We start from the raw sequence: 25,539 nt of genomic DNA, 5'->3' as shown, positions 1-25,539 counted from the left end.
ACTGCGCAATCCGTACGGGACATGCATACGCGTGTTCATTCTACTTCTCTGAGGCGGTAACCGACGCCGGTCTCGGTCGTGATATATTGCGGCTGGTCGGGCAGCCGCTCGATCTTCTGCCGGAGCTGCCGCACGTAAACGCGCAGATATTGTACGTCCGTCGAGCCGCCCCACACCTGCGCCAGCAGGAACCGGTGCGTCAGGGCCTTGCCCGCGTGCTGCACGAGGACACGCAGGATTTCATACTCCTTCGGCGACAGCTTGACCTCTTTGCCGTCGACCTTGACGATACGCTTGACCAGATCGACCGAAAGCCCGCCTGTCTCGAAGATCGGCCTCTCGCCTTGCTGTTGCAATCTGTGCCGCAAGGCGACGCGAATGCGCGCAACAAGTTCATTCATGCCGAACGGCTTGGTGATGTAATCGTCTGCACCAAGCTCCAGCGCCTGCACGATCCCGCTTTCGTCCGTCCGGCTCGAAAGAATGACCACTGGCAGATCCGAACCCTCATCGCGCCAGCGGCGCAGCAGTTCATGACCAGACAGGTCCGGCAATCCTAGATCAAGCAGGATGAGATCCGGTTGTATCAGCGCTATTTGTTCGACCGCGGACGAGGCGTTCGCAGCCTCGAAAACACTGTAACCCTGCGAGTTGAGGCCAACCCGGAGCAACTTGCGAATGGGTGACTCGTCATCCACAACCAGGATCTTGACGCTCGAATTTGTCATATGAGTTCTTCCAGGTTTGGGGTTTCCTTCGGGACAGGCATCTTGATCGTGAAGATTGCACCGGACCGGTCGGTTCGCCTTTCCGCTGTAATTGTGCCCCCCATGGCCTCTATAAAGCCGCGTGATATCGAGAGACCAAGCCCCGTGCCGGCAGTCACCTGGTCGCCCTTGCGAACGCGATAGAACGTATCGAATATCCGCTCCAGATCTTCAGCGGGAATGCCAGGTCCCTCGTCCATAATCTGCAGGATCACCCAGTCATCATCGGTCCAGGCCTGAATGCGCAGCGAGGAACCTTCCGGTGCATATTTGGAGGCATTGTCCAAGAGGTTGAACAGCACTTGTTCGAACAGTACGGGATCTACTCTCAACATCGGCAGGTCGGGGGGAATATTGACCTCCGTCTTGTGCTGCCCAATGATCTTTCTTGCCCGGCTCAGCGCGGTGCCAACAATGTCTCCGACATAGTGAAACGCGAAGTTCGGCTCCATTGCTCCGGCCTCGATCCTGGTCATGTCGAGCAGATTGGCGATGAAGCGGTTGAGCCGCTCGGATTCGTCGATGACTGTCCCAAGCAGTTCCACCCGCGCCTCAATTGGCAGAGCGGGAGCGAACTCCTTCAAGGTACCTGCCGCGCCCATGATGGCCGCAAGCGGCGTCTTCAGATCGTGCGAGATCGAGGTCAGGAGCGCCGAGCGAAGGCGATCGGCCTCGGCTGCCAGCTTCGCCCGGTCGACGTCAGCGGCAAGTTGCGTTCGCTCGATGGCGACAGCCGCTTGATCCGCCAGCGCATCCAGCAGGCGCTGCTGTTCCGGTGTAAGTAGGGGGCCCTGCTTGTCACTGTCCAGACCAATGACACCGACCGCCATCCGTCCCGTTCGCAACGGCAGATAGAGCCGCTTCGCACCCGGCAGCGTGTCTGCTCCCCGCCCTGCGGCACGATTGTTTTCCCAGGCCCAGCGCGCCGCGGCGATGTCCGCATCGGCCAGCGTATCGTCAGGCGGGTAACCGGCCTTCACCTCGATTGTGCCATGATCCGGCAGGAGCAGGACCACCCGCACCTTCAGCATGGATGCGATCTGGAACGCCGTCGCCCACAACACATCGTCGAGCGTGCCGGTTCCAGCGAGCTTCTTGCTGAACAGATACAGATCTTCGGTCGTTCTTGCGCGCTGACGTGCCGCCGCTGCCTGACGCTGGACCCGCGCGGTCAGATTGCTGGCAATAACCGCAACGCCAAAGAAAAATCCTAGCGCAATTACGCTTTCCGGGTCGCTGATGACCAGCGTGTAAAGCGGTTCGAGGAAGAAGAAATTGAGGAGACCCGCACTCAACACCGAGGCAAACAAGGCAGGCCAAAGCCCGACAGAGACAGCGGAGGCAAGCACAGCCATAAGAAAGACGAGAGCGATGTTGCGCACATCGACCACGCTGGAGAGTAATAGGCCGAATGCCAGTGCGCCGATCACATAGCCTGTGCTTAGAATATAGGGCCTGAGTTGGAAACTCGCCCTTGGCGCCTGCTCTGCGGTCCGCACCGTAGCACCCGCATGCTCTTCGCTTCCCGAGATGACATGCACGCTGATATTACCGGCCCGGCGGATCAGATCATGGGATACCGACCCTTCGAAGATCTCGCGCCATTGCGCCTTGTGCGGTTTGCCGGTGACAATGTGGGTAACGTTGTGTTCCCGCGCGTGACGCGCAATTTCCTCGGCCGCATCCCGTCCCGGCAGCGTGATGGCATCACCGCCCAACTGGCTGGCCAGGCGTAAGGTCGATGCTATCCGGTTCCGGTCCGCTTCTGAAAAACGCGTCGAGCCAGGCGTCTCCACGTTCACCGCCATCCACGGCGCACGAAGCCGGTCCGCGAGGCGGCGGGCATATCTGACAAGCGAAGCGCCGCCCGGATGTTCATCGATACAAACCAGAACCCGGTCGCCGGCTGCCCACGGCCCGGATATCGCATTCGCCTGCATATGGGTCAGAAGCTGATCGTCGACGCGCTGCGCAGTGCGGCGTAACGCAAGTTCGCGCAGGGCAGTCAGGTTACCCGGCGAAAAATAGTTCTCGACGGCACGCTTGGCAGTAACCGGAACGTAGACCTTTCCTTCCTGCAAGCGCTTGATCAGATCGGCGGGAGTGAGATCGATGATCTCGACTTCATCGGCCTGATCGATGACGGAATCTGGCACCGTTTCGCGCACTCGCACTTTGGTGATCTGCGCCACGACGTCATTCAGGCTTTCGACATGCTGGATGTTCATCGTCGAATAAACATCGATGTCGTGCGCCAGAATCTCCTGAACATCCATGTAGCGCTTCGGATGGCGCGTGCCGGGCGCATTTGTGTGTGCGAGTTCATCAACCAGAACGAGGCTTGGCCGGCGCGCCAGGATCGCGTCGAGGTCCATCTCCTCCAGGTGATGATCCTTGTAGTCGATCTGCGTGCGAGCGATCACTTCGAACCCGTCGACCAGAGCCTGCGTTTCTTTCCGGCCATGCGTCTCGACGACGCCGATCACCACATCCTTGCCGTCGGCGAGTGCCGCCCGGCCTGACATAAGCATTTCATAGGTCTTGCCGACACCGGGCGCAGCTCCGAGAAAAATCTTCAGCCGCCCGCGCGTCTCCCGCTCCGCATTTTCGAGGAGTGCATCGGGCGATGGCCTCCTGTCGGTGTCGCGGCTGTCGTCAGGCATTGGTAAGGCCTCTCTGCATGCAAGAACCGGGGGTTTGCTGCTGCAGATCCCCGGCACCTATTCAACTACTGTGCCTTCAGGTCATCAAGTGCCTGGTTCAGCGCCAGCACATTCACCACCGGCTCACCCATGAAACCGAGCTCGCGGCCCTGGACGTGCTGATCGACGAGTTCGCGTACACGGGTTTCATCGATGCCGCGGGCCTTGGCGACGCGCGCTACCTGGAAATAGGCACCTTCCGGCGAAATATGCGGATCGAGACCGCTGCCGGACGTGGTGACGAGATCCATGGGGACAGGAACATTCGGGTTGGTTGCCTTCAATGCTGCCAAATCCGTCTTGATACGGTCGATCAGTCTCGGATTTGTCGGACCGAGATTGGAACCACTGGAGGCAGCGGCATTATACCCGTCACCCGCGGCGGACGGCCTGCCATGGAAGTACTTGTCAGCGGCGAAGGCCTGCCCGATCAGTTCGGAACCGATGACGGTGCCGTTCTTCTCGATGAGGCTGCCATTGGCCTGCCGCGGGAACAGTACCTGGGCAATCCCGGTCATACCCAACGGATAGATAAGGCCGGTTATGACCGTGAAAGCGATGATCATGATAATCGCGGGTTTGAGTTGTTTTAACATTGGAATAATCCTTTACGCCAAGCCGAGGCTTGTAATGACCATATCGATGGCTTTGATACCGACGAAGGGGACGATGACGCCGCCGAGGCCATAGATCAGAAGGTTGCGGCGCAGGAGAGCGCCAGCACCGACAGCCCGGTATTTGACGCCTTTCAGCGACAGCGGGATAAGCGCGACGATGATGAGCGCGTTGAAGATGATTGCCGACAGGATGGCGCTCTGGGGTGTCTGGAGCCCCATGATGTTGAGCGCGCCAAGCTGGGGATAGAACGCCAGGAACATCGCCGGGATAATGGCAAAGTATTTGGCGATATCATTGGCAATCGAGAAGGTTGTCAACGCACCGCGGGTCATCAGCAACTGCTTGCCGATACCGACGATCTCGATCAGCTTGGTAGGATCGCTATCAAGATCGACCATGTTGCCGGCTTCGCGGGCCGCCACAGTGCCGGTGTTCATCGCCACGCCGACATCCGCTTGGGCAAGTGCCGGTGCATCGTTGGTACCATCACCGCACATGGCGACAAGCTTGCCCTTCGACTGTTCGTCGCGGATCAGCGTGAGCTTGTTTTCCGGGGTTGCCTGCGCGAGGAAATCGTCAACGCCGGCTTCCGCTGCAATGGCGGCCGCGGTGAGCGGATTGTCACCTGTGATCATCACCGTGCGGATGCCCATACGGCGCAGCTCGGCGAAACGTTCGCGAATGCCGCCCTTGACGATATCCTTCAGGTAGATGATGCCGAGCAGCTTGCCGTCGCGCGCTACTGCCAGCGGTGTACCACCGCCCTTGGCGATCTGATCGGCGATGGCCTGCAGGTCACGAACGGTTTCGCCGGTGGCGCGTGTCGCAACGACCGTTCCACCAGTTGCAACGGCCGCAAGCGTCGTCTGATTGACATAGGCAAGGACGGCATCAACAGCGCCCTTGCGGATCGATGATCCATCGATATCGACACCGCTCATGCGGCTCTGTGCGGTGAAAGGCACAAAGGTCGCATGCAGTGTCTGCATGTCGCGGGCGCGTATGCCATATTTTTCCTTGGCAAGCACGACGATCGAACGGCCTTCGGGAGTTTCGTCCGCCAGCGAAGCGAGCTGGGCGGCATCTGCCAGTTCCTGTTCGGTTACGCCTTTGACCGGGAGGAACTCGGTCGCCTGACGGTTACCGAAAGTGATCGTGCCGGTCTTGTCGAGGAGCAATGTATCGACGTCACCCGCAGCTTCAACTGCGCGTCCAGACATTGCCAGCACATTGAACTGGATAAGCCGGTCCATGCCCGCAATACCGATCGCCGAAAGCAATGCACCGATCGTGGTTGGGATCAGCGTCACGAAGAGGGCGACAAGGACGACCACCGGAACCGCACCGCCTGCATAGGAGGCAAAGCTTGGAATTGTCGCGGTCGCCAGGACGAAGATCAGCGTCATGCCTGCGAGCAGGATGTTGAGTGCGATTTCGTTCGGCGTCTTCTGGCGTTCCGCACCTTCAACGAGTGCGATCATCCGGTCGATGAAGGTCGAACCTGCGGCCGCGGTAATGCGGACGCGCAGCCAGTCGGACAGAACCTGCGTTCCGCCAGTCACGGCAGAACGGTCGCCGCCGGATTCACGGATGACAGGAGCCGATTCGCCGGTGATCGCCGATTCATTGACCGAAGCGATGCCTTCGACAACCTCGCCGTCTGACGGGATGATGTCGCCGGCATCGACGAGGACAATATCGCCAACCTTCAGGCTTGCACCGGGCACCAGTTTGAAATTGGTGCGATCATCGCCGGAAAGAAGCTTTGCCTGGGTTTCAGTCCGGGCCTTACGCAACGAATCGGCCTGCGCCTTGCCACGTCCCTCGGCCACGGCTTCGGCGAAGTTGGCAAAGAGCACGGTGAACCACAACCAGATGATAATCTGGAAGGAGAAGCCGAGGCTCTGTCCGCCGGTTGCAATGTCCTTGACGAAAAGCACCGTGGTCAGGGCTGAAACCACGGCGACAACGAACATCACCGGATTTCGGATGAGGCTGCGCGGGTTGAGCTTTTTGAAAGCACCCCCGATAGCGGGTATTAAGATGGAGGAGTCCATAAGACTCGCGGATTTGGACTGGCTCATTTGAGACTCCAGTTGTGAATGTGAATAAACCCGTATGCGGCTAGCCAGGCGAACAACATTATCAGCGTCATGCCGAGGATGATGTCGGAAGCGCGCACACGCTTTTCTGCTCCCCGCGCCAATTTGCCAGCGCGGGGCTTGAGGTTGAATTGCAGGTAACTGTGACGCATGGCGGGGCCCTTCAGAATGTCTGGCCGAGGCCGATGGCGAGGTGCTCGACGATCGGTCCGACGGCGAGGGCCGGGAAGAAGGTAAGACCACCAACGATCAGGATGACACCAACGAGCAGTCCAACGAACAGGCCCCCGTGGGTCGGGAACGTACCCGCGGATTCCGGAACGGTTTTCTTCATCACAAGGGATCCTGCGATCGCCAAGGCTGGTATGATGACAAAGAACCGTCCCATCCACATCCCGACCCCAAGAGTAATGTTGTACCAGGGCGTGTTACCCGTAAGACCACCGAAAGCCGAGCCGTTATTCGCCGCAGCCGATGTATAGGCGTAGAGTATCTCCGAGAAGCCGTGCGGACCGGAGTTCGCAATAGACGCCACAGCAGAAGGCAGAACGCTAGCTATGGCGGTGAAGCCCAGCATCGCTAAAGGCAGAACCAGAACAGCCAGCATGGCCATCTTGACTTCCTTGGCCTCGATCTTCTTGCCGAGATATTCTGGTGTGCGACCTACCATCAGGCCTGCAACGAAGACGGCAATGATCACGTAAAGGAGGATACCGTAAAGGCCCGAACCGACGCCGCCAAAGATCACTTCGCCCAGCATCATGTTGATGAGGGGTATCATGCCGCCGATCGCCATGAAGCTGTCATGCATCGCATTGACGGCACCGCAGGACGCGGTTGTGGTGATCACCGCAAATAGCGCCGACAGCGCTATGCCAAAGCGTGTTTCCTTGCCTTCCATGTTGCCGCCGTCAAGCCCGAGAGCGTGGACCAGCGGATTGCCGGCAGCCTCGGCCCAGTAGCAGACGACCACACCCGCCATAAACAGAATGCCCATGACGGCGAAGATTGCCCAGCCCTGACGCTGGTTACCGACCATGCGGCCGAACACATTGGTCAAAGCCGCACTGATCGCAAGGATCGTAACCATCTGGATGAGGTTCGAGATGGCATCGGGATTTTCGAATGGATGCGCAGAGTTGGCGTTGAAGAAGCCGCCGCCATTGGTGCCGAACATTTTGATCGCAAGTTGCGAAGCGACTGGACCGACGGCGATCGTCTGCTTGGCACCTTCCAGCGTCGTCGCATCGACATAGGTTCCGAGCGTCTGCGGAACGCCGAGATAGACGTAGACAAGCGTCAGGACGATGCAGATTGGCAGCAGGATATAAAGCGTGCACCGGGTCAGATCGACCCAGAAATTACCGATGGACTTGCCGGACGCTCGTGCAAAACCGCGGATCAGTGCAATCGCAATGGCAATGCCGGTTGCCGCCGAAACGAAGTTCTGCACGGTAAACCCGGCCATCTGCACGAGATAGGACATCGTGCTCTCGCCGCCGTAATTCTGCCAATTCGTGTTTGTCACGAAGCTGACAGCCGTATTGAATGCGAGCCCAGGCTCGGTTGCGCTCATTCCGGCGGGATTATAAGGAAGGGCTCCCTGGAACCGCTGCAGGAAATAAAGAACGACGAAGCCGACCACACTGAAGAACAGTAATGCCGCCGTGTAGGTGGTCCAATGCTGTTCTTCCCGTTCATTTGTTCCGGCTATGCGGTAGAGGCCTCGCTCCACAGGAACGAGAATGGGCGAAAGGAATGTGCGATCGCCGTTGAAAACGCGCGTCATGTAGCCGCCGAGCGGTTTCACGAGCAAAATAATGATCCCGCAGAAGACGAGGATCTGTATCCAACCGTTGAGAGTCATAGGTTTAGCTTTCCGAGCCTTGGCCGCGTGCTGCAGAACCCTTTTGAGAATTCAGCCTGATGAGGCAGCTGCTGCGGTTTTCGACAACTGGAGCCCAGTGGACTTTTTCGTCCGTGAGCACCGGAAGCGCAGAAAGCCACAGCAGATGTCCATCAGGATGGATTGGCAAAGGGTTCTTAGAAGCGCTCCGGACGAACGAGGGCGTAGGTGAGATAGACGAGAAGGAACAAGGTCACAGCCCCGCCGAGAATATAGTCAATAGTCATTTGCTGATCCTCGCCATCACAGATTATCGCAGGCTTTGGTGTAAGCCAGCGAGAGGACGAAGAACAAAATGCCTATCGCGAGAACAAGAATGTCCATCGATAGAACTCCTTTTATTGATTGCATAAATGGCGAACCTGCTAGGCGATAGGGCGGTACTGTCAGGCTCGATGATCGCGTGGAATATGGCTCGGAACACCATAAAAGTTCGAGACGGGACACACGGAAAAGAAATAAAAAAACTATAAGGATTTGAAATTCGCTAACGCCGGCCCGGTAAAGCTCTTTGCGCAGGAAATGCGCCGCATATTACAGCCCTTGCTTGAGATAGTTCGATACGAGACTACCCTGTCATGCCTCAATGAAATGCCGGAAGAGGTTACTCTGCTGCCTCGATAATATTTGCATTGATGATGTCTCTGATTTCCGCACGGCATGAACCGCAATTGGTTCCAGCCTTGAGCGCAATTCCGATCGCTTCTACGGTCCGGCAACCATTCATGGCAGCCGTTGCAATCTCGTTCCGACCCACGACAAAACATGCGCAAACTGTTGCACCCTTGTCCGGCATGTCCTTGCCCGGTCGCCCCGCAAGAAGCTGGAAGCGCTGATGTGCTCCTGAAAATTGCTGCATCAGCTGTTCGCTGGCCCAGCTGCGCGAAACCATGACGGGGTCGCGTGCCACATAGAGGGCGCCGACGAGCCGATCATCGTCGAACGCGGCAATCCGATGTTGACCCTCCCGTTCGTCGTGGTAAGCGAGTAACGGCATATCGGAACTGATCCCGAACAGGTGCTGGGCGAATAAGCTCCAATCGCTTGGTTTCTCTCGACCAGCCAGTTCCAGCCGGTAGCCACCCCCTGTTTTGGCCAGCGCCCAATAGTCCTCCCGCGGATCAGGTTTTCGCCGCAGCACTGCAAAACCATACCAGCCAGCGTGAAAGGGTTTGACGGCAATCCGCGCCATTTTGAGCGCTGGTTGACCGGAAACCGGGTCGACATTTGCCGTTACAAGCGTATCCACCCGCGCCTTGCTTGCGAACTGCCCGGTCCAATGCATGGGCACGAAGATGTTGCCCAGCACCTGCCGGTCTGTCAGCAGCGCCCGGACGATGATTACGCCGTGGTCGTTTTGCAGCTTGACCAGAGTGGCATCACCGATACCCTGATCAGCAGCATCCAGCGGATTTATCTCGGCGAATGGTTCTGCAAAATGAGCAGACAAACGGGCGCTCTTTCCCGTACGCGTCATCGTATGCCAATGATCGCGGACACGGCCGGTGTTCAGCGTAAAGGCGAAGCGCGGATCGGCGGCTTCATCGTCCGCCGGACGCACCGCGATAAAGCGGGCACGCCGGTCCTGCGTGTAGAACTCACCTTGCGCAAAGAAGCGCTTTTCGGTCGCGGTCTCACCGCTGCCCTGCGGCCATTGAAATGGCGAAAGGGCGTCGTAGTCCGTGTCGGTTACGGCGGAATGTGCGCTGATGTCGAAATCGCGGCTGCCGCGATTCTTGTGTCCGGACAGGGCGGCATGTTCAGCAAAGATTTGCGCCGGGGTTTCATAGGAGAAACCATCGGCAAAACCCATGCGTCTGGCCACCTGACCAATGATCCACCAGTCCGGTTTTGCCTTGCCCGGCAAAGGCAAAAAAGGGCGCTGCCTGCTGATCCGCCGCTCGGAGTTGGTGACCGTGCCATCCTTTTCGCCCCAACCCGCAGCAGGGAGAAGTACATGCGCATGGCGTGTCGTGTCGGTTACCGCATTGATGTCGGAAACCACAACGAAGGGGCAGGTTTTCAGCGCTTTCACTATCAGGTCCGCTTCCGGCATTGAATCGACCGGGTTGGTCGCCATGATCCACAGTGACTTTACCTTTCCGGCTCGCACAGCATTGAAAAGGTCGACGGCTTTCAGTCCCGGTCTGGACGCGATGGTTGGTGAAGCCCAGAAATCCTGGACCAGCTGACGATGCTCTTCATCTTCAAGATGCATATGGCTCGCCAGCATGTTGGCGAGCCCACCCACCTCGCGCCCGCCCATTGCATTGGGCTGGCCAGTTACGGAAAACGGTCCCATACCGGGACGGCCGACGCGACCCGTCGCCAGATGGCAATTGATAATTGCATTGACCTTATCGGTACCGCTGGCCGACTGGTTAACGCCCTGACTATAGACCGTCACGACCCGTTCGGTTTGCGTGAAGAGGGTGAAGAATTCGCGCAATTGTTCGGGCGAAATGCCGGTCCGGGCAGAGATACTGCGCAGGTCATGGCTGCTGGCGATTGCGAGAGCCTGCTCTAACCCCGAAGTGTATCGATCGACATAAGGGCGATCCACCGCTCCCTGCGCGGCGAGATAGCCAAGAAGGCCGATGAACAGAGCCGTGTCACCGTCAGGCCGAATTGCCAAATGGAGGTCGGCGATATCTGCCGTCATGGTGCGGCGCGGATCGATAAGCACAACGCGCATTTGCGGGCGCTTGGCCTTGGCGGCGGCGATGCGTTGATAAAGAACCGGGTGGCACCAGGCAAGATTGGAGCCGGTAAGAAGGATGAGATCGGCGCGCTCCAGATCCTCATAATTCCCGGGAACCGTGTCAGAGCCAAAGGCACGGCGATGCCCGGCTACCGAAGAAGACATACACAGACGCGAATTGGTATCGATATTGGCCGAGCCGATGAACCCCTTCATCAGCTTGTTGGCGACATAATAGTCCTCAGTCAAAAGCTGGCCGGACACGTAGAATGCTACACTGTCAGGTCCATGCTGCTTGATCGTTTCAGAAAAACGGTGAGCAACCAGATCGAGCGCCGTATCCCAGCTTGCAGGCTCACCGTCGATCTGCGGCTCAAGCAATCTTCCTTCCAAATCGACGGTCTCGCCAAGAGCGGAGCCTTTCGAGCAAAGACGCCCGAAATTGGCGGGGTGATGGGGGTCACCCGCGATGCCGATGGCTCCGCTCTCCTCCCTTGTGGCGAGCACGCCGCAGCCCACTCCGCAATAGGGGCAGGTGGTGCGAACGGTTTTGGGAGATTCATGCATGCAGCTATTCCGCTGCCAATGGGACGCGTTCAAGCAAGGCAAATATCCGGTCGCCATCGAGCTTGATCGCAAAGGTCTTCACGCTGCCTTCATCGGCTCCCTGTGCCTTGCCGGTTTCGAACGAAATCACCCAGTTGTGCAGCGGACAGGTCACCGACGCCCCATGCACGATGCCTTGGCTCAACGGACCACCTTTGTGCGGACATTGGTCATCGATGGCAAAAATCTGGTCTTCCATGGTTCGGAAGACGGCGATCTTGCCCTGGGGTGTTTTCACACAGCGTGCGCCACGGCGCGGAATATCGTTGATCGTTCCGATCTCGATCCAATCGTTCATGGTTTCACTCCGCTGCCTGTGGATAGCCAGCGCATAACCCCAAAAATCGCCTTTGATTTTTGGAAAGGATTATGCGCCGATTCATAATGTTACTGCGTCCTTTGCGCGTCCCAAAGGGGCGCGCGGCGCAGTAATAGTCGCCATCGGCTGGAATTCGTGTTTATCGACGCCCGATACACGCTCCGACCAGGGATCTACCTGCGCGAACTTCTGGCTGAAAACGAACCGGTCGAAGTAGGCTTTGCGTTTGTCCGCATCGCCCATGATCTGGCGGCGAATCTCATCGAGACCGACGCGTTTCGCCCATTTGTAGATGCGTTCGAGATAACGGCCCTGCTCGCGGTACATCTGCGCCAGCGCCACCACGTGTTCGAGCGCCTCATCTTCTGTCTTGACCAGACCGAGGACTTCCGTGCCCTTGATATCCAGACCTGCAGCTCCGGCAAAATGGATCTCAAAGCCGGAATCCACGCAAATTATGCCGATGTCCTTGCAGGTGGCTTCCGCACAATTGCGCGGACAACCGGATACCGCCATTTTGAGCTTGGCGGGGGTCCACGAGCCCCACATGAACTTCTCGATGCGGATGCCGAGGCCCGTGGAATCCTGCGTACCGAACCGGCACCAGTCTGTCCCTACGCACGTCTTCACCGTGCGCAGGCCTTTGGCATAGGCCTGTCCTGAGACAAACCCGGCTTTGCCAAGGTCAGCCCAGACGGCAGGAAGGTCTTCCTTCTTGATACCGAGCATGTCGATGCGCTGACCGCCCGTGACCTTTACGGCAGGAATGTCGAATTTGTCGACCACGTCGGCGATGGCGCGCAGTTCCTTTGAGTTGGTCACCCCGCCCCACATGCGCGGCACCACCGAATAGGTTCCGTCCTTCTGGATATTGGCGTGGACCCGTTCATTGATGAAGCGCGACTGATAATCATCCGCATATTCATCCGGCCAGTCAGCCACGAGATAATAGTTGAGTGCAGGTCGGCACTTGGCGCAGCCGCAGGAGGTTTTCCACTGAAGCTCCTGCATGACCGCCGGGATAGACTTCAACTTCTTCGCGACGATCAGGCGGCGTACGTCATCATGCCCGAGATCCGTGCAACTGCACATGGGCGTAACGGCCGAAGGGTTGTATGCGTCGCCGAGCGTCAACGAGAGAAGCTGTTCTACAAGGCCGGTGCAACTTCCGCAGGAGGCGGACGCCTTCGTATGTGCACGCACATCGTCGAGCGACGTCAGCCCTTTGGCGCTGATCGCGCCTGTGATCTTGCCCTTACAAACGCCGTTGCAACCGCAGATTTCTGCATCATCTGGCAAGGCTGCAACGGCCGCCATAGGGTCCAGTGGGGACCCTCCCTGATAGGATTGGCCGAAAATCAAGGTGTCGCGCATCTCCGAAATATCGGTGCGCTTCTTGGTGAGATCATGGAACCAGGCGCCATCGGAGGTTTCGCCGTAGAGAACTGTTCCGATGATGCGGTCATCCTTGAGGACAAGACGCTTGTAGACGCCCGCAGCCGCATCGCGCAGCACGATTTCCTGCCGGTCGTCCCCCTCCCCGAGATCGCCGACGGAAAACAGGTTGATGCCGGTAACTTTAAGCTTGGTCGGTGTCTCGCTGTGCACAAAAACGGCATTGGCATCACCCGCAAGCTGCGCCGCCACCACCCGCGCCATTTCATAAAGCGGAGCAACGAGCCCGTAGCATTGGCCGCCCACTTCCGCGCATTCGCCGATAGAGAAAATATCGGGATCCGACGTGCGCATCCCGGCGTCCGTGACGATACCGCGATTGATCTCCACCCCTGCTTCTTTGGCGAGAGTGGCATTTGGCCGGATACCGACCGCCATCACCACAAGATCAGCGGGCAGCACAGTGCCATCGGCGAGAAGAACGCCTTCAACCTTCTTGTCTCCTATAATTTCCTTGGTATTGGCTTTTGTAATGACCTTGATACCGCGCCCCTCAACCGCCTTTTCCAGAAGGTAACCGGCTGCCGGATCAAGCTGGCGCTCCATCAGTGTCGGCATGACATGCAGCACCGTCACCTCCATGCCGCGCGATTTGAGCCCAGCAGCAGCTTCGAGACCAAGCAAGCCTCCACCGATAACAACAGCCCTTGCCCGCGCTTGCGCAGCGAGCAACATGGCATTGACATCGTCGAGATCGCGATAGGTCAGAACACCAGGAAGATCCTTGCCGGGCAGAGGCAGTATGAATGGCACCGAGCCGGTAGCGATCAGGAGCTTGTCGTAAGGCTCGGTCGTGCCAGCATCGGAGGTAACGGTCTTGGCGTCACGGTCGATGTTGATGACCTTATGGCCCTTATAAAGCGTGATGCCATGCTTGATGTACCAGCCATCGCCATGGATGATGATTTCCTCGAATTCCTTCTCACCCGAAAGTACCGGTGACAGCATGATGCGGTCATAGTTGACGCGCGGTTCCGCGTTGAAAATCGTGACGTCGTAAGCGTCGGGAGCGAGTTCAAGCAGATGTTCGAGCGCACGCCCTGGCGCCATGCCATTGCCGATGACAACGAGTTTTTGCTTCTGCATGATTGCCCCCATTTTATGCCGCCTCCACAAGACGATGACGCTCGTAGAGGAACTTCATCACTGCCGAGCGGCCGCGGATATAGGTGGCATCGGACGCGAGCTCGATGCGACGGCGCGGGCGAAGGAGCGGCACATTCAGAATTTCGCCAATCCTGGCCGACGGTCCGTTGGTCATCATGACGATGCGGTCTGAAAGCAGCACCGCCTCATCCACGTCATGCGTGATCATCAGCACCGTATTGGCGAGTTCCGTATGAATCTGCATGACCTGATCCTGCAGATGCGCACGCGTCAGTGCGTCGAGCGCACCGAACGGTTCATCGAGCAGCAGGACTTTCGGCTCCATCGCCAGTGCCCGGGCGATGCCGACGCGCTGTTTCATACCGCCGGACACTTCCGACGGGCGCTTGTCCTTGGCGTGAACCATCTGCACCAGTTCAAGATTGCGCATGGTCCATTCATGCCGTTCGGACCGGCTCTTTGTAGCCGAGAACACCTTGTCGACGGCCAGTTTGACGTTTTCATAGACGGTCAGCCAAGGCAGTAGCGAATGGTTCTGAAACACTACAGCGCGGTCAGGTCCCGGTGTGTCCACAACAGAGCCTTCCAGGAAAACCACGCCTCGCGTTGCTTTCGTTAGTCCGGCCACGATATTGAGCAGGGTCGACTTTCCGCAGCCGGAATGGCCGATGATCGAAATGAACTCGCCTTTTTCGACGGTCATCGAAACCTGATTCAACACCTGCGTGCTCGTGCCACCACGGCTGAACACCATGTCGATCTGTTCAAGCGAGAGATAGGATTTTGACATGATCGTCTCCTTATGTGCTTGCGGTGTTGCGGGTGACGGATTTGGCGATGAAGGCAATCGCGCGATCGAGGAGATAGCCAACGACGCCGACATAGATGAGGGCGAGGATGATGTCGCTGATGCGCGATGAGTTCCAGGCGTCCCAGATGAAGAAGCCGATCCCGACACCGCCGATGAGCATTTCGGCCGCAACGATTGCGAGCCAGGACAGGCCAATGCCAATACGCAAGCCCGTGAAGATATAGGGTGCCGCAGCGGGGATCATGATCTTGGTGAAGTATTCGAACTGGTTGAGGCGCAGGACCTTCGCGACGTTCTGGTAGTCCTGCGGAATATTGCGGATACCAACGGCCGTGTTGATGATGATCGGCCAGATGGCGGTGATGAAGATCACGAAGATCGCAGATGGGTTGCCGTCCTTGAAAGCGGCCAAGGATAGCGGCAGCCATGCGAGCGGCGGCACAGTACGCAGGACCTGGAAGATCGGATCGAGACCGCGCATGGCCCATTCGCTCTGCCCGACCAAGGTACCAAGTGCGATACCAGCAAAGGCTGCCAGACAATAGCCGAGCGCCACCCGCTTGAGGCTGGCAAAGATGTGCCAGAACAGGCCTTGGTCGACGCCTTGCCCGACATAGAACGGATGAGCGATCAGCTCCCACGTTTCGGAGACGACGCGGGACGGCGGCGGAACGCTCGCCGTTGGCGAGGAGCAAAGAATTTCCCAAAGTACGAGCAGGAACACGAGCGTTACCAGCGGCGGCACCACATGCCCTGCCAGAGAGGAAAGCCATTTCGGAAGAGCCCGCCGGGCGGCAGGTTTATGGGGCGCGGCAAACGCCACGAGCTTTGCCGGTATTTGTGGCTCTTTTAAAGGTATGCGAACAGGGTTGGCTGGCATGCCGGTTTCCTTCAAGCGAAGCGTTTGATGTCGAGGCTGGCGAGATAGGTCTGCGGGTTGTCCGGGTCGAAGATCTTGCCGTCGAAGAAAGTTTCGGGACCTCGCGACGTCGATGCAGGAATATCGGCAGCAGCGACGCCAAGCTCCTTTGCGGCCTCGCGCCAGAGATCCTCGCGATTGACCTTGCTTACCAGCGCGGCGATGTCCGTATCCGGCGCAAACCTGCCCCAGCGGATATTCTCGGTCAGGAACCATTTTTCATGGCTCTGGAAGGGATATGAAGCGTGGTCGCGCCAGAACTTCATCAGATGCGGGCTGGCTGTTTCGACACGTCCCGAACCGTAATCGTAGTCGCCCTTGAGCCGTCCGGCGATATCCGTAGCCGGAACATTGAACCAAGCCCGCTTGCCGACGATTGCTGCGAGCTCATCCTTGTTCGCCATGTCATCGGCCCATTGCTGGGCTTCCATCACTGCCATGAGCAAAGCCTTGGTGGCGTTAGGATTTTTCTCGACCCAGTCAGCACGCATGGCGAAGGATTTTTCCGGATGCTTGGCCCAGATTTCTGCTGTGTTGACCGCCGTGTAGCCAATGCCCTGATTGACGAGCTGTGCATTCCACGGTTCTCCAACGCAGAAGCAATCCATCGTGCCGACCTTCATGTTGGCAACCATCTGCGGCGGCGGGACAACGATGGTTTCGACATCCTTGTCCGGATCGATGCCGCCTGCGGCAAGCCAGTAGCGTATCCACAGATCATGCGTGCCGCCGGGGAACGTCATTGCGGCCTTTGCCGCAGTGCCTTCCGCCTTCTTCTTGGCAAATGCCTCCTTCAGAACACCGGAATTGGCTCCGACTTTCAGGTCGGCATAGGCGGACCCGATGGAAATCGCCTGGGCGTCGAGATTTAGGCGCGAGAGGATGACCATGGGCAAGGGCTGATTGTTCTGCGTCACCTTGCCTGTGCTGATGAGGTAAGGCATCGGCGTCAGAATATGCGCCCCATCGATGCCGTTGCCCGCAGAGCCAAGCACGAGATTGTCACGCGTCGTGCCCCACGAAGCCTGTTTGACAACCTCCACGTCGGGCATGCCATGCTTGGCGAAGAAGCCCTTCTCCTTCGCAACGATCAACGGCGAGGAATCGGTGAGCGCTATGAAACCAAGGGTTGCCTTAGTGGTTTCAGGACCCGCAGCAGCTGCGTAAGCGCCAGCGGGAAAGGCCGATTTCGCAGCGGCCAGCAGCGCCAGCGCTCCGCCTGCTTTGAGAAGTTTCCGTCTTGGCATGCTCGTCGACAAAATCTGTTTCATGATATTTTCCCCTGAAACGCTTCGGCGTGTTTAGCCGTTGAGTAATAAAAAACGCCGCTGGATGGAGCTCATTCCCGGAATGGACCGGTTGAATGAACTCGCCGAGCGACGTCTGTGTCTTTGATAGCACCCTATGTCGGTGCTTATGGTTCCTGTCGTCATTGACGGAACAGAATTATTCATGCAAGCGGCGTGCCAGTTTTGTATAAAAAGAATAACTGGTTGAAATATCAGAGATGTTTTAATTGGTTTGCCAAAGGCACAACACCAAGCACCAGGGATCAAAGCGTTAGATTTATGCAATTGCATGAACAGGATGCGAATTTATTGTGCAGAGCACAAAATAGTTGCATCCTTATATTTCGCTATGATCGTCCAACCCTGGACCCGTATTTCGAATTTCAAACCCCGCTACATATGTCGAAATATTCCGTGGATCGAAGACGGCGCCATCGATAAACCCGTCATTCTTGGTGTTCCCCTCAATACGCATATCATCCACGGGGATATCGGCACGGCTTCCAAGCGCCTTGCGATAAAGATCCGGGCGGAAGGCTGCAGTGACCTGCCGATGGGCTTCCGGCGAATAGGCGACCTGTCCCCATCGCACCATCTGGCTGAAAATCCATTGCGCGTGACTGATCCACGGGAAATTGGCCCCGTCCCGATGGAAGGTGAAATACTCGGGAACAGTCCGCTCTGTTCCATCGGGATCGGTGGTAAATCTACCCATGAGGACGCGGTGAACGATATCGAACGGCACATCGAGATACCGCTGTTCGGCAAGGACTTGCGCCAGATCATGTCTGTTATCCGGGAAGTCGCACCAGGCGGCAGCGCGGTCCAGCGCGACTATCAGTCGGGACAATGTTTCAGGGTTCTGCTCCGCCCATTCCGGCCGTGTGCCGATGACCTTTTCGGGGCTTGAAGGCCAGATATCTTCCTTGACAGCAACGATGCGCCCGACTTCGCGCGACACAGCCACCATGTTCCACGGCGCGCCGACGCAGAACCCATCGATCAACCCCGCCGACAGTGCATCCGATGTCATGGGCGGCGGTACGACGACGAGTTTCACGTCCTGGTCGGGATGGATGCCGCCGGCCGCCAGCCAGTAACGCAATTCGTAGTTATGCGACGAGAATGGATAGGTCATGCCCAGAACCGGGAGTGCTTCACCCTGTTGCCGCATGTCCTCGATCACCAGCTTGAGAGCTTTCGCATTGGCCAGGGAATTTTCCTGCCCCGTTAGCTCAGCCTTGAACTGCATCCGACGATAAAGATTTAGCGAAAGGGTGATGGCATTGCCGCCTCGCCCAAGTGTGAAGGGCGTGATCGTTGGAGATGGATTGGAACCGAGACCAAGCGCCGAAGCGACTGGCATCGGCGCAAGCATATGGGCGACATCGAATTGACGGAATGCCAGCCGGTCACGAATGTTGGCCCAAGAGACATCCTTGACCAGATCAAGCTGGATGCCTTCACGCGCCGCAAAACCGAACTCCGCGGCAGCAATCAGTACACAAGCATCAACCAGCGGAATAAACCCGGCACGAACCAGTTTGGCGCCTTCGCTTCGTATCGCCGCAGGCCCGGACAATCCACTGCCGCGCGCGTCGCTGTTGCCTTGATCAATCCCGGTCCGGATGAAACTCATGGTCTTTCCTAACTTCCCAGAATTGCTGCCGCCATGACGACGCTTTGCGCGATATCGGCGAGTTTCTTCTTCTCGTTCATGGCTGTCTGTCGCAAAAGCGCATAGGCCTCGTCTTCCGATATTTTGCGGGATTTCATCAAAATACCCTTGGCGCGATCAATGATTTTCCGTTCTTCAAGCGCGCTCCTGGCGTCTGCCAGTTCCTGTTGCAGCCGGCTGAACGCCCTGAAGCGGCTGACCGCCATGTCAAGGATGGGCTTCACACGTTCTTTTTTCAGGCCGTCGACCACATAGGCCGAGACACCCGCCTCCACCGCCGCCTCTATCGATGACGTGTCGGACCGGTCGACGAACATGGCAATCGGTTTGCGGACAGAACGCGTCAGCTGAAACAAATGCTCCAGCATGTCACGGTTTGGCGTTTCGATGTCGATGACAATGACGTCCGGGCTAATGATTTCAATCTGGCGCGCCAGTCCGACAATATCATGCAGCACCACCACCCGATCATGCCCAGCCTCCCGCAGGCCCTCTTCGATGATAGAGGCGCGGATACGGTTTTCGTCGAAGATCATGATAGAGAGGGCTGTCTTCATGCCTTAATTTTGCGCATGCACGAATATTGTGCAATGCTACATTAGGCCACACCGACGAAACAACGGCCGGATAACACCGCTCCTAAGAGCGGCGGAGAAGCTGCGTTTGGCCTCAGTGAGAAGAGCGTCGCTTTAAACGTCTATGCTATGTCCTTGATAGCGTCGAGAGGTCCATTGAGCGCGGTTCGTGGCGGTACAAGCTCCGGTTGAATGAGATAAGTCTGCACTGCGGGGTGGCTCTCGGACATAATTTCAAAAGCCTTCGTGATCATCCCATCGATATCCTGCCGGATCATGATAACCGGAAACGGCAGGAACGACCCGAAAGGATCGTAATCGTAACAGCCGACGACGATATCCAGAAACGCTTCGTTCGGGTGCTGGGCCATGAAACGCAAAAGTCCTTCGAAATTGATGGACGAATTGATGAATAGCCCTCGCGGCAGCTTCCCTTCCCGCTCGTAGAAACGTTCGAACGCTATCTGCGCCATATTGGGCGAGTAGCCGGTCGGTTCTATGCATTTGTCAGAGTCGCTCTTCATGAGCTCGCGCTTGATGGCGCGAAATCCGCGAATACGTTCCCGGCTCGCATGGTCATCACGCCCGCCGAACAGATAGAGTTCATCGGGCCCGAGCTTAAGATCGTCGGTGAAATGACGGATTATGGCCTCCGTCAGCATACGCGCACCCTGATAGTTATCACTGATCACGGACGGAGCCTTGGTGCCCGGCAGATCGATGTTGACGTGCCTGAGGCCTGACGCGATGCAGACGGCATGAACGCCGTCGGGATCAGTAGCGCCAGCCACGATCAGCTCGTCGACAGAATAGGAAATCAGCGTTTCCACTGTTCGCCTTTCTTCCTCAGGATCGCGACAGGCGCTGACAACGATAGGGCATTGCCCGCGGCTGCGAACATGAGCCTCGAACGTCTGCGCCATCGATGAAAAATAGCGGTTGTCGTGAACGGGGAGGAGAAGGCCGACAAGGCCGGATCTGGAGCTGCGCAGGCCCCGCGCCTGAAGGTTGGCGGTGTATTGATGTTCTTCCGCCAGATCGCGGATCAGATTCGCAGTACTTTCCTTGATACGCCGCTTGCGCCAAGTACCGTTGAGAACCGCGCTGACCGTCGATGGCGAACTTCCGGAAAGAACCGACAGGTCGTAGATCGTCGCCTTTTTCTTCGGTTGATGTTCCATCCCGTTCTCCTGCGGTTGTCTTAGTGCCAAACTCCGCTTGACGAAAGATTAAAACTGACTGATATTCATTGCACCATCGATTGTGCAAATATGCAACCGTGATGGTGCATTTAGATGCCGCGAGGAGGCGGTGACTGAGAAAGCGGGAAGTTCCGGGCCATTTTAGTTCTCTATGTGCCCGCTCGCCAGTTGGATGATAAGCTCCCGTGGGGAGCAAAATGGAGGAGGAATTCATATGAGAAAGTTTTTAATCGCTGCATTTGCAGCGTCACTGTCCTTGGCAGCCACATTTGCGGCAACTGCCGCCGACAGCGGCAAAGTCGGTGTCGTCGTCAAGATCGGTGGCATTCCGTGGTTCAACGCCATGGATGCCGGCATTAAGGAACAAGGTAAAAAGATCGGTGTCGATGCTTTCATGGTAGGTCCGACGAGCGCCGATCCTGCACTTCAGGTACGCGCCATCGAGGATCTGATTGCGCAAGGTGTGAAGGTTATCGGCGTCGTTCCGAACGATGCCAAGGTGCTTGAGCCAGTGCTCAGCAAGGCAAAGGAAAAGGGCATCATCGTCATTACCCACGAGTCGCCAAGCCAGAAAGGCGCGGACTGGGACTTCGAGCTCGCCTCCTCCACCGGGTTTGGTGAAGCGCATGCCAAGCTTCTCGCGGAAAAGATGGGCGGCAAGGGCGAATATGCCGTTTTCGTCGGATCGCTGACCGTTCCGCTGCACAATGCATGGGCTGACGCGGCCAATGCATATATCAAGAAAAACTATCCGGACATGAAGCTGGTCGGTGATCGCTATGGCGTTGCCGAAGATGTGGACAAGAGCCGCTCGACCGCGCTTGACCTTATTTCGGCCCATCCCAACCTCAAGGGCTTCCTCGCCTTCGGCAGCCAGGGTCCGATCGGCGCCGGACGTGCTGTCGAGGAGCGCCGCAAGACCGGCCAGATCTTCGTGCTTGGACCGTTCTCGCCGGGCCAGGGACAGAAACTCATCAAGTCCGATGCCATTTCCGGCGGCTTCATGTGGAATCCGAAGCAGGCCGGCGAAGTGTTCGTCACCTTGGCCGACAAGCTCATGAAGGGTGAGAAAATCAAGGATGGCGATAATATCGAGGGTCTGGGTGTGATCCACCCCGATTTCGAGAACCACAACATCATCGTCGACCAGTTGGTACCCATCAACAAGGAAACCGTCGGCGACCTGGCAAAAATGGGCCTCTGATCCGTAGCGGATCCTTCCTGCTGCCGGAGCGGCCAAGGCTGGTCCGGCAGCTTCAAATTTCAGTTTTGACGGGCATATCACAATGGTTGAAGCTATAAGCACGGGTGGCGCCAAGCCGCTCCTGTCGTTGCATAACATCAACATGACCTTCGGTGGTATCAAGGCGCTCAAGAATGTGAGCTTCGAGGTGCTGCCCGGCGAGGTGCATTGCCTCGCCGGCGAAAATGGTTCCGGCAAGAGTACGCTCATCAAAATCATAACCGGCGTCTATCGCCCGGAGGCCGGTGCCGTCATTGAATATGACGGGCAGACCTATTCTCATATGTCTCCGGTCACCGCACAGGCGGGCGGTATTCAGGTGATCTGGCAGGATCTGGCGCTGTTTCCAGAGATGACGGTTGCCGAGAACATTGCTTTTCATACCGTGATCGGCCGCTGGCCGCGGTTTGTGAATTATCGCCATATGCGTGAAATCGCCGTCAAGGCCCTGAACCGCCTTGGCGTTGCCCTTGATGTCGACGCGCCACTGAAGGAATATTCGATCGCCCAGCGTCAGATCGTGGCCATCGCCCGTGCGCTTGTTGGCGAAGCCAAGCTCGTTTTCATGGATGAACCGACTGCTTCGCTGACGCAGTCCGAGACGGATCATCTGGTCAAGATTGTCCGTTCCCTTTCAGCTTCCGGCGTGGCTGTGGTTTTCGTTAGTCACCGTTTGGCGGAAGTGCTGGAAATCTCCAATCGTCTCACCGTGCTGCGCGATGGTGCGCTGGTCGGCGTCTATCCGGTGGAGGGCATGACCCAGTCGCGCATTACCGAGCTGATGACCGGCAAATCGTTCGACCAGCAGGTGCGGGCTAAGGTTGTGGAAAACAAATCGGTCGTGCTTGAGGTCAAACACCTATCGCGCCCTGGCCAGTTCGAAGACATCTCATTCACCGTCAGTCGCGGCGAAACACTCGGTATCACCGGGCTCTTGGGTGCAGGCAGGACAGAGCTCGCGCTGTCGATCTTCGGCATGCTGAAGCCCCGGTCTGGTACCGTCGCGCTGGACGGGAAGCCAGTCCGCTTTTCGTCGAATCGCAAAGCCATCGAGGCGGGAGTCGCCTATCTTTCAGAGGACCGGCTGTCTCTTGGGCTGATCCAGCCGCAGTCAATTGCTGACAACCTGGCGATCGCGTCTCTCGATCGCATCAAGTCCGGCGGGCTACTATCTGACGAACGAAAACGGCAATTGGTCGGCCGCTGGATTGCTGATCTCGGCGTCAAGATCGGCAGGCAAAGCGACGCGGTCTCGACCTTGTCCGGTGGCAACCAGCAGCGGATCGCCATCGCCAAATGGCTGGCCACGGATCCGAAGCTGCTCATTCTTGATGCGCCAACCGTCGGCGTCGATGTCGGGGCTCGCGCAGGTATCTTTGAAATTGTCGCCAAACTCGCCGAGAGCGGCCTCGCCATCATCCTGATCTCGGACGAGGTACCGGAAGTCTACTTCAACGCTGACCGGGTGCTTCACATGGCACAGGGCAAGATAGCGGGATGGTTCGATCCGCGGTCCTCTACCCTTGAAGAAATCGAGGCAGCCGTCTATGCGTAAGCTCGTTCAATCCCACGCGACGGAATTCGCGCTGCTCGCCGTCATCGCTGCCATCTGCCTGGTTCTTTCGCTCGCCACAGACAGCTTCTTTTCTTTGGGCAATGCGTTCGACCTGCTTAACACGAGCTCGGTCAATATCATTTTCGCTGTTGGGCTCCTCGTCGTTCTCATTGCTGGCGGCATCGACATCTCGTTCGCGGTTGCCGCATCCGTTGTCCAATACGTCACTGCCCTGATCCTCGGCCACATTGGCGGAGGCGGCTGGATAAGCGGGCTTCTGATCGCCGGCAGCTTGGGCATATTGCTTGGAGCGCTCAACGCCTTCCTGATCCATCGATTCCGGATCATCTCCATCGTCGCCACCATCGCCACCTTCAACATCTATTTCGGACTGTTGATGTTCTTCACGCAGGGTGTATCGATCTACGATCTGCCGGATTGGCTGACAGACAGGGTGGTTTTGTTCGAGCACGAGATGGCCGACGGCACATGGGCGGAAATAACCTTGCCCGTACTTGTCATGGCGATCTGCGTCATTGCGACATGGCTGCTCATTACCCGCACCACGACTGGTCGGCAGCTCTATGCCTTTGGTGACAATCCGGAAGGGGCGCGCCGCTTCGGTATCAATATCGGTGCCATGCAATTCATCGCTTTCGGTTGGCTCGGAATGATGGCAGGGATCGGCGGCCTGATCCAGGCGCATTATGCCCAGGAGGTCGTGCCCAACGCCCTTTACGGACGCGAGCTCGACGTGTTGGCGGCGGTCGTCCTTGGCGGCGCAAGGCTTGGCGGCGGCAAGGGATCGGTTCTCGGCTGCGTCCTTGGCGTCCTCCTCATTGCCATAACCCAGAATGGATTGAACCTGCTCGGCGTATCGCCATTCGCCTTCAAGATGATCGTCGGCGCCATCATCCTCGTCGCTATAACGCTCTCGAATACCAGCCTGGAAAAACTGCTGCCGTTCATGCAAGGAGCTCGCCGATGAATGCCGCCGCGGTTCGCATCAAAGAGTTTTTTGGGCCCGAGATGGCGGGGCCGGGCTTTGCCTTCGTAGCAGTAATGCTGTTTTTCAGTCTCGCCTCCCCGCAATTCCTCAGTACTGCGACATTCGGATCTGTAGCGTTCCAGCTTCCTGAACTCGGCCTGCTGACGCTTGCGATGTTGCTTCCGGTGCTGACCGGTGGCCTCAATCTGGCAATCACCTTTACGGCGAACCTGGCCGGTCTGACAGTCGCCTGGGTGCTTCAAGCCAATGGCGGCGTGGACGCGAGCACGGCCTCATTCGCCTTGGGTTGCGTCCTAGCCACGGCAGTCGGCGCTGCGACCGGTGTCGTAATGGGCCTCGTGATCGCCTATACGCGCGCTCATCCGATCCTCGTCTCACTATCGATGATGATCTTTGTTCGCGGTCTCGGCGAATTCCTGACCCGCGGCGGCGACATCTCCGGTTTCCCTGCCTTCCTGCAGCCGATCGGCCATGGCAGCATTCTCGGAATACCCATACCGCTCCTGATCTTTGTCGCCTGCGTACTCGTTTGGCACGTGCTTTTGACGCGGATGAAACTTGGCTTCAACACCTACATGATCGGCTCCAACATCGAGGCGGCGCGCTATTCCGGCGTCAACACGCGCAAGGTGATCGTGCTGGTGTACACGCTGTCCGGTGCCATGTGCGCAGTGGCTGGCATCATCATGCTGGCACGCTTCAATTCCGTGCGCGTTGGGCACGGTGAGTCCTACCTGTTGATCACTGTGCTCGCCTGCTTCCTCGGCGGCGTCAATCCGTTCGGCGGCTTCGGGCGCGTGATCCCGGTGTTCGTGGCACTGGTCGTTCTTCAGCTTCTCTCGTCGGGGCTGAACCTCATGGGGGCCAATCAGCATCTGGCAACTGCGGTCTGGGGCATTCTCCTGATCGCCGTCATGATCCTGCGTTGGCTCGCCGCTCAATTCATCACTTTTAATCGTAGCAAGGGATAGGAAA

The 25,539-nt window shown here is 57.6% G+C and carries 20 protein-coding genes; 4 read left to right on the top strand and 16 right to left on the bottom strand.

Annotation, left to right across the window (positions count from 1 at the left end):
- Positions 1-35: 35 nt before the first annotated feature.
- From ACSQ3H_RS06080 to ACSQ3H_RS06005, 16 genes are all read right to left on the bottom strand, one after another.
- Complete coding sequence (locus ACSQ3H_RS06080) at positions 36-728, bottom strand: response regulator transcription factor (protein ID WP_436116222.1); 693 nt, start codon at positions 726-728, stop codon at positions 36-38.
- On the bottom strand, positions 725-3,430 hold the full coding sequence (locus ACSQ3H_RS06075) for a DUF4118 domain-containing protein (RefSeq protein WP_436116221.1): 2,706 nt from the start codon (positions 3,428-3,430) through the stop codon (positions 725-727). The genes ACSQ3H_RS06080 and ACSQ3H_RS06075 overlap by 4 nt, the downstream gene beginning before the upstream one ends.
- A 65-nt stretch (positions 3,431-3,495) precedes the next feature.
- Positions 3,496-4,065: a potassium-transporting ATPase subunit KdpC gene (gene kdpC / locus ACSQ3H_RS06070; protein ID WP_436116220.1), complete on the bottom strand. Its 570-nt coding sequence runs from the start codon at positions 4,063-4,065 to the stop codon at positions 3,496-3,498.
- 12 nt (positions 4,066-4,077) lie between these two features.
- Positions 4,078-6,171 (bottom strand): potassium-transporting ATPase subunit KdpB, encoded by a 2,094-nt coding sequence (gene kdpB, locus ACSQ3H_RS06065; RefSeq protein ID WP_436116219.1) that lies wholly within the window; start codon positions 6,169-6,171, stop codon positions 4,078-4,080.
- The gene (locus ACSQ3H_RS06060; protein ID WP_436116218.1) at positions 6,168-6,341 is read right to left on the bottom strand and encodes a hypothetical protein; all 174 of its coding nucleotides are present in this window, start codon (positions 6,339-6,341) and stop codon (positions 6,168-6,170) included. The genes kdpB and ACSQ3H_RS06060 overlap by 4 nt, the downstream gene beginning before the upstream one ends.
- 11 nt (positions 6,342-6,352) lie before the next feature.
- Entirely contained in the window at positions 6,353-8,056 is a 1,704-nt protein-coding gene (kdpA, locus tag ACSQ3H_RS06055; RefSeq protein ID WP_436116217.1) for a potassium-transporting ATPase subunit KdpA, read from the bottom strand.
- A 176-nt stretch (positions 8,057-8,232) separates the two neighbouring features.
- A complete protein-coding gene (locus ACSQ3H_RS06050; protein WP_224510771.1) occupies positions 8,233-8,322 on the bottom strand; it encodes a K(+)-transporting ATPase subunit F in 90 nt (29 codons plus the stop codon).
- 377 nt (positions 8,323-8,699) lie between these two features.
- Positions 8,700-11,363, bottom strand: coding sequence for a molybdopterin-dependent oxidoreductase (locus ACSQ3H_RS06045; RefSeq protein WP_436116216.1), 2,664 nt, complete (start codon positions 11,361-11,363; stop codon positions 8,700-8,702).
- 4 nt (positions 11,364-11,367) lie between these two features.
- Positions 11,368-11,700, bottom strand: a complete 333-nt coding sequence (nirD, locus tag ACSQ3H_RS06040; protein WP_436116215.1) for a nitrite reductase small subunit NirD — start codon at positions 11,698-11,700, stop codon at positions 11,368-11,370.
- 81 nt (positions 11,701-11,781) lie between these two features.
- A complete protein-coding gene (nirB, locus tag ACSQ3H_RS06035) occupies positions 11,782-14,262 on the bottom strand; it encodes a nitrite reductase large subunit NirB (RefSeq protein ID WP_436116214.1) in 2,481 nt (826 codons plus the stop codon).
- Positions 14,263-14,275: 13 nt separating this feature from the next.
- Positions 14,276-15,073 carry an ABC transporter ATP-binding protein gene (locus ACSQ3H_RS06030; protein WP_436116213.1) on the bottom strand — a complete coding sequence of 266 codons (798 nt, stop codon included), beginning with the start codon at positions 15,071-15,073 and terminating at the stop codon, positions 14,276-14,278.
- Between the two features lie 10 nt (positions 15,074-15,083).
- Positions 15,084-15,974, bottom strand: coding sequence for a nitrate ABC transporter permease (gene ntrB, locus ACSQ3H_RS06025; protein WP_436116212.1), 891 nt, complete (start codon positions 15,972-15,974; stop codon positions 15,084-15,086).
- An 11-nt stretch (positions 15,975-15,985) separates the two neighbouring features.
- Positions 15,986-17,284: a CmpA/NrtA family ABC transporter substrate-binding protein gene (locus tag ACSQ3H_RS06020; protein ID WP_436116211.1), complete on the bottom strand. Its 1,299-nt coding sequence runs from the start codon at positions 17,282-17,284 to the stop codon at positions 15,986-15,988.
- A gap of 355 nt (positions 17,285-17,639) precedes the next feature.
- The gene (locus ACSQ3H_RS06015) at positions 17,640-18,941 is read right to left on the bottom strand and encodes a CmpA/NrtA family ABC transporter substrate-binding protein (protein WP_436116210.1); all 1,302 of its coding nucleotides are present in this window, start codon (positions 18,939-18,941) and stop codon (positions 17,640-17,642) included.
- A gap of 8 nt (positions 18,942-18,949) precedes the next feature.
- Positions 18,950-19,537 (bottom strand): ANTAR domain-containing response regulator, encoded by a 588-nt coding sequence (locus ACSQ3H_RS06010; protein WP_436116209.1) that lies wholly within the window; start codon positions 19,535-19,537, stop codon positions 18,950-18,952.
- A 140-nt stretch (positions 19,538-19,677) separates the two neighbouring features.
- Positions 19,678-20,736 (bottom strand): LacI family DNA-binding transcriptional regulator, encoded by a 1,059-nt coding sequence (locus tag ACSQ3H_RS06005; protein ID WP_436116208.1) that lies wholly within the window; start codon positions 20,734-20,736, stop codon positions 19,678-19,680.
- Positions 20,737-20,971: 235 nt separating this feature from the next.
- Between ACSQ3H_RS06005 and ACSQ3H_RS06000 the strand changes: the two genes are divergently transcribed.
- From ACSQ3H_RS06000 to ACSQ3H_RS05985, 4 genes are all read left to right on the top strand, one after another.
- Positions 20,972-21,961, top strand: coding sequence for an autoinducer 2 ABC transporter substrate-binding protein (locus ACSQ3H_RS06000; RefSeq protein ID WP_436116207.1), 990 nt, complete (start codon positions 20,972-20,974; stop codon positions 21,959-21,961).
- Positions 21,962-22,043: 82 nt separating this feature from the next.
- On the top strand, positions 22,044-23,555 hold the full coding sequence (locus tag ACSQ3H_RS05995) for a sugar ABC transporter ATP-binding protein (RefSeq protein WP_436116206.1): 1,512 nt from the start codon (positions 22,044-22,046) through the stop codon (positions 23,553-23,555).
- Positions 23,548-24,543 (top strand): ABC transporter permease, encoded by a 996-nt coding sequence (locus ACSQ3H_RS05990; protein ID WP_436116205.1) that lies wholly within the window; start codon positions 23,548-23,550, stop codon positions 24,541-24,543. Before ACSQ3H_RS05995 ends, ACSQ3H_RS05990 begins: the two co-directional genes overlap by 8 nt.
- Entirely contained in the window at positions 24,540-25,535 is a 996-nt protein-coding gene (locus tag ACSQ3H_RS05985; protein WP_436116204.1) for an ABC transporter permease, read from the top strand. The genes ACSQ3H_RS05990 and ACSQ3H_RS05985 overlap by 4 nt, the downstream gene beginning before the upstream one ends.
- Positions 25,536-25,539 lie beyond the last annotated feature (4 nt).

Origin of the sequence: Phyllobacterium sp. LjRoot231 (genome assembly GCF_964253365.1) — a bacterium.
Classification (GTDB): Bacteria; Pseudomonadota; Alphaproteobacteria; order Rhizobiales; family Rhizobiaceae; genus Phyllobacterium.
The sequence above is the reverse complement of the archived record's forward strand: the minus strand, read 5'-3'. Positions and strand labels throughout refer to the sequence as shown.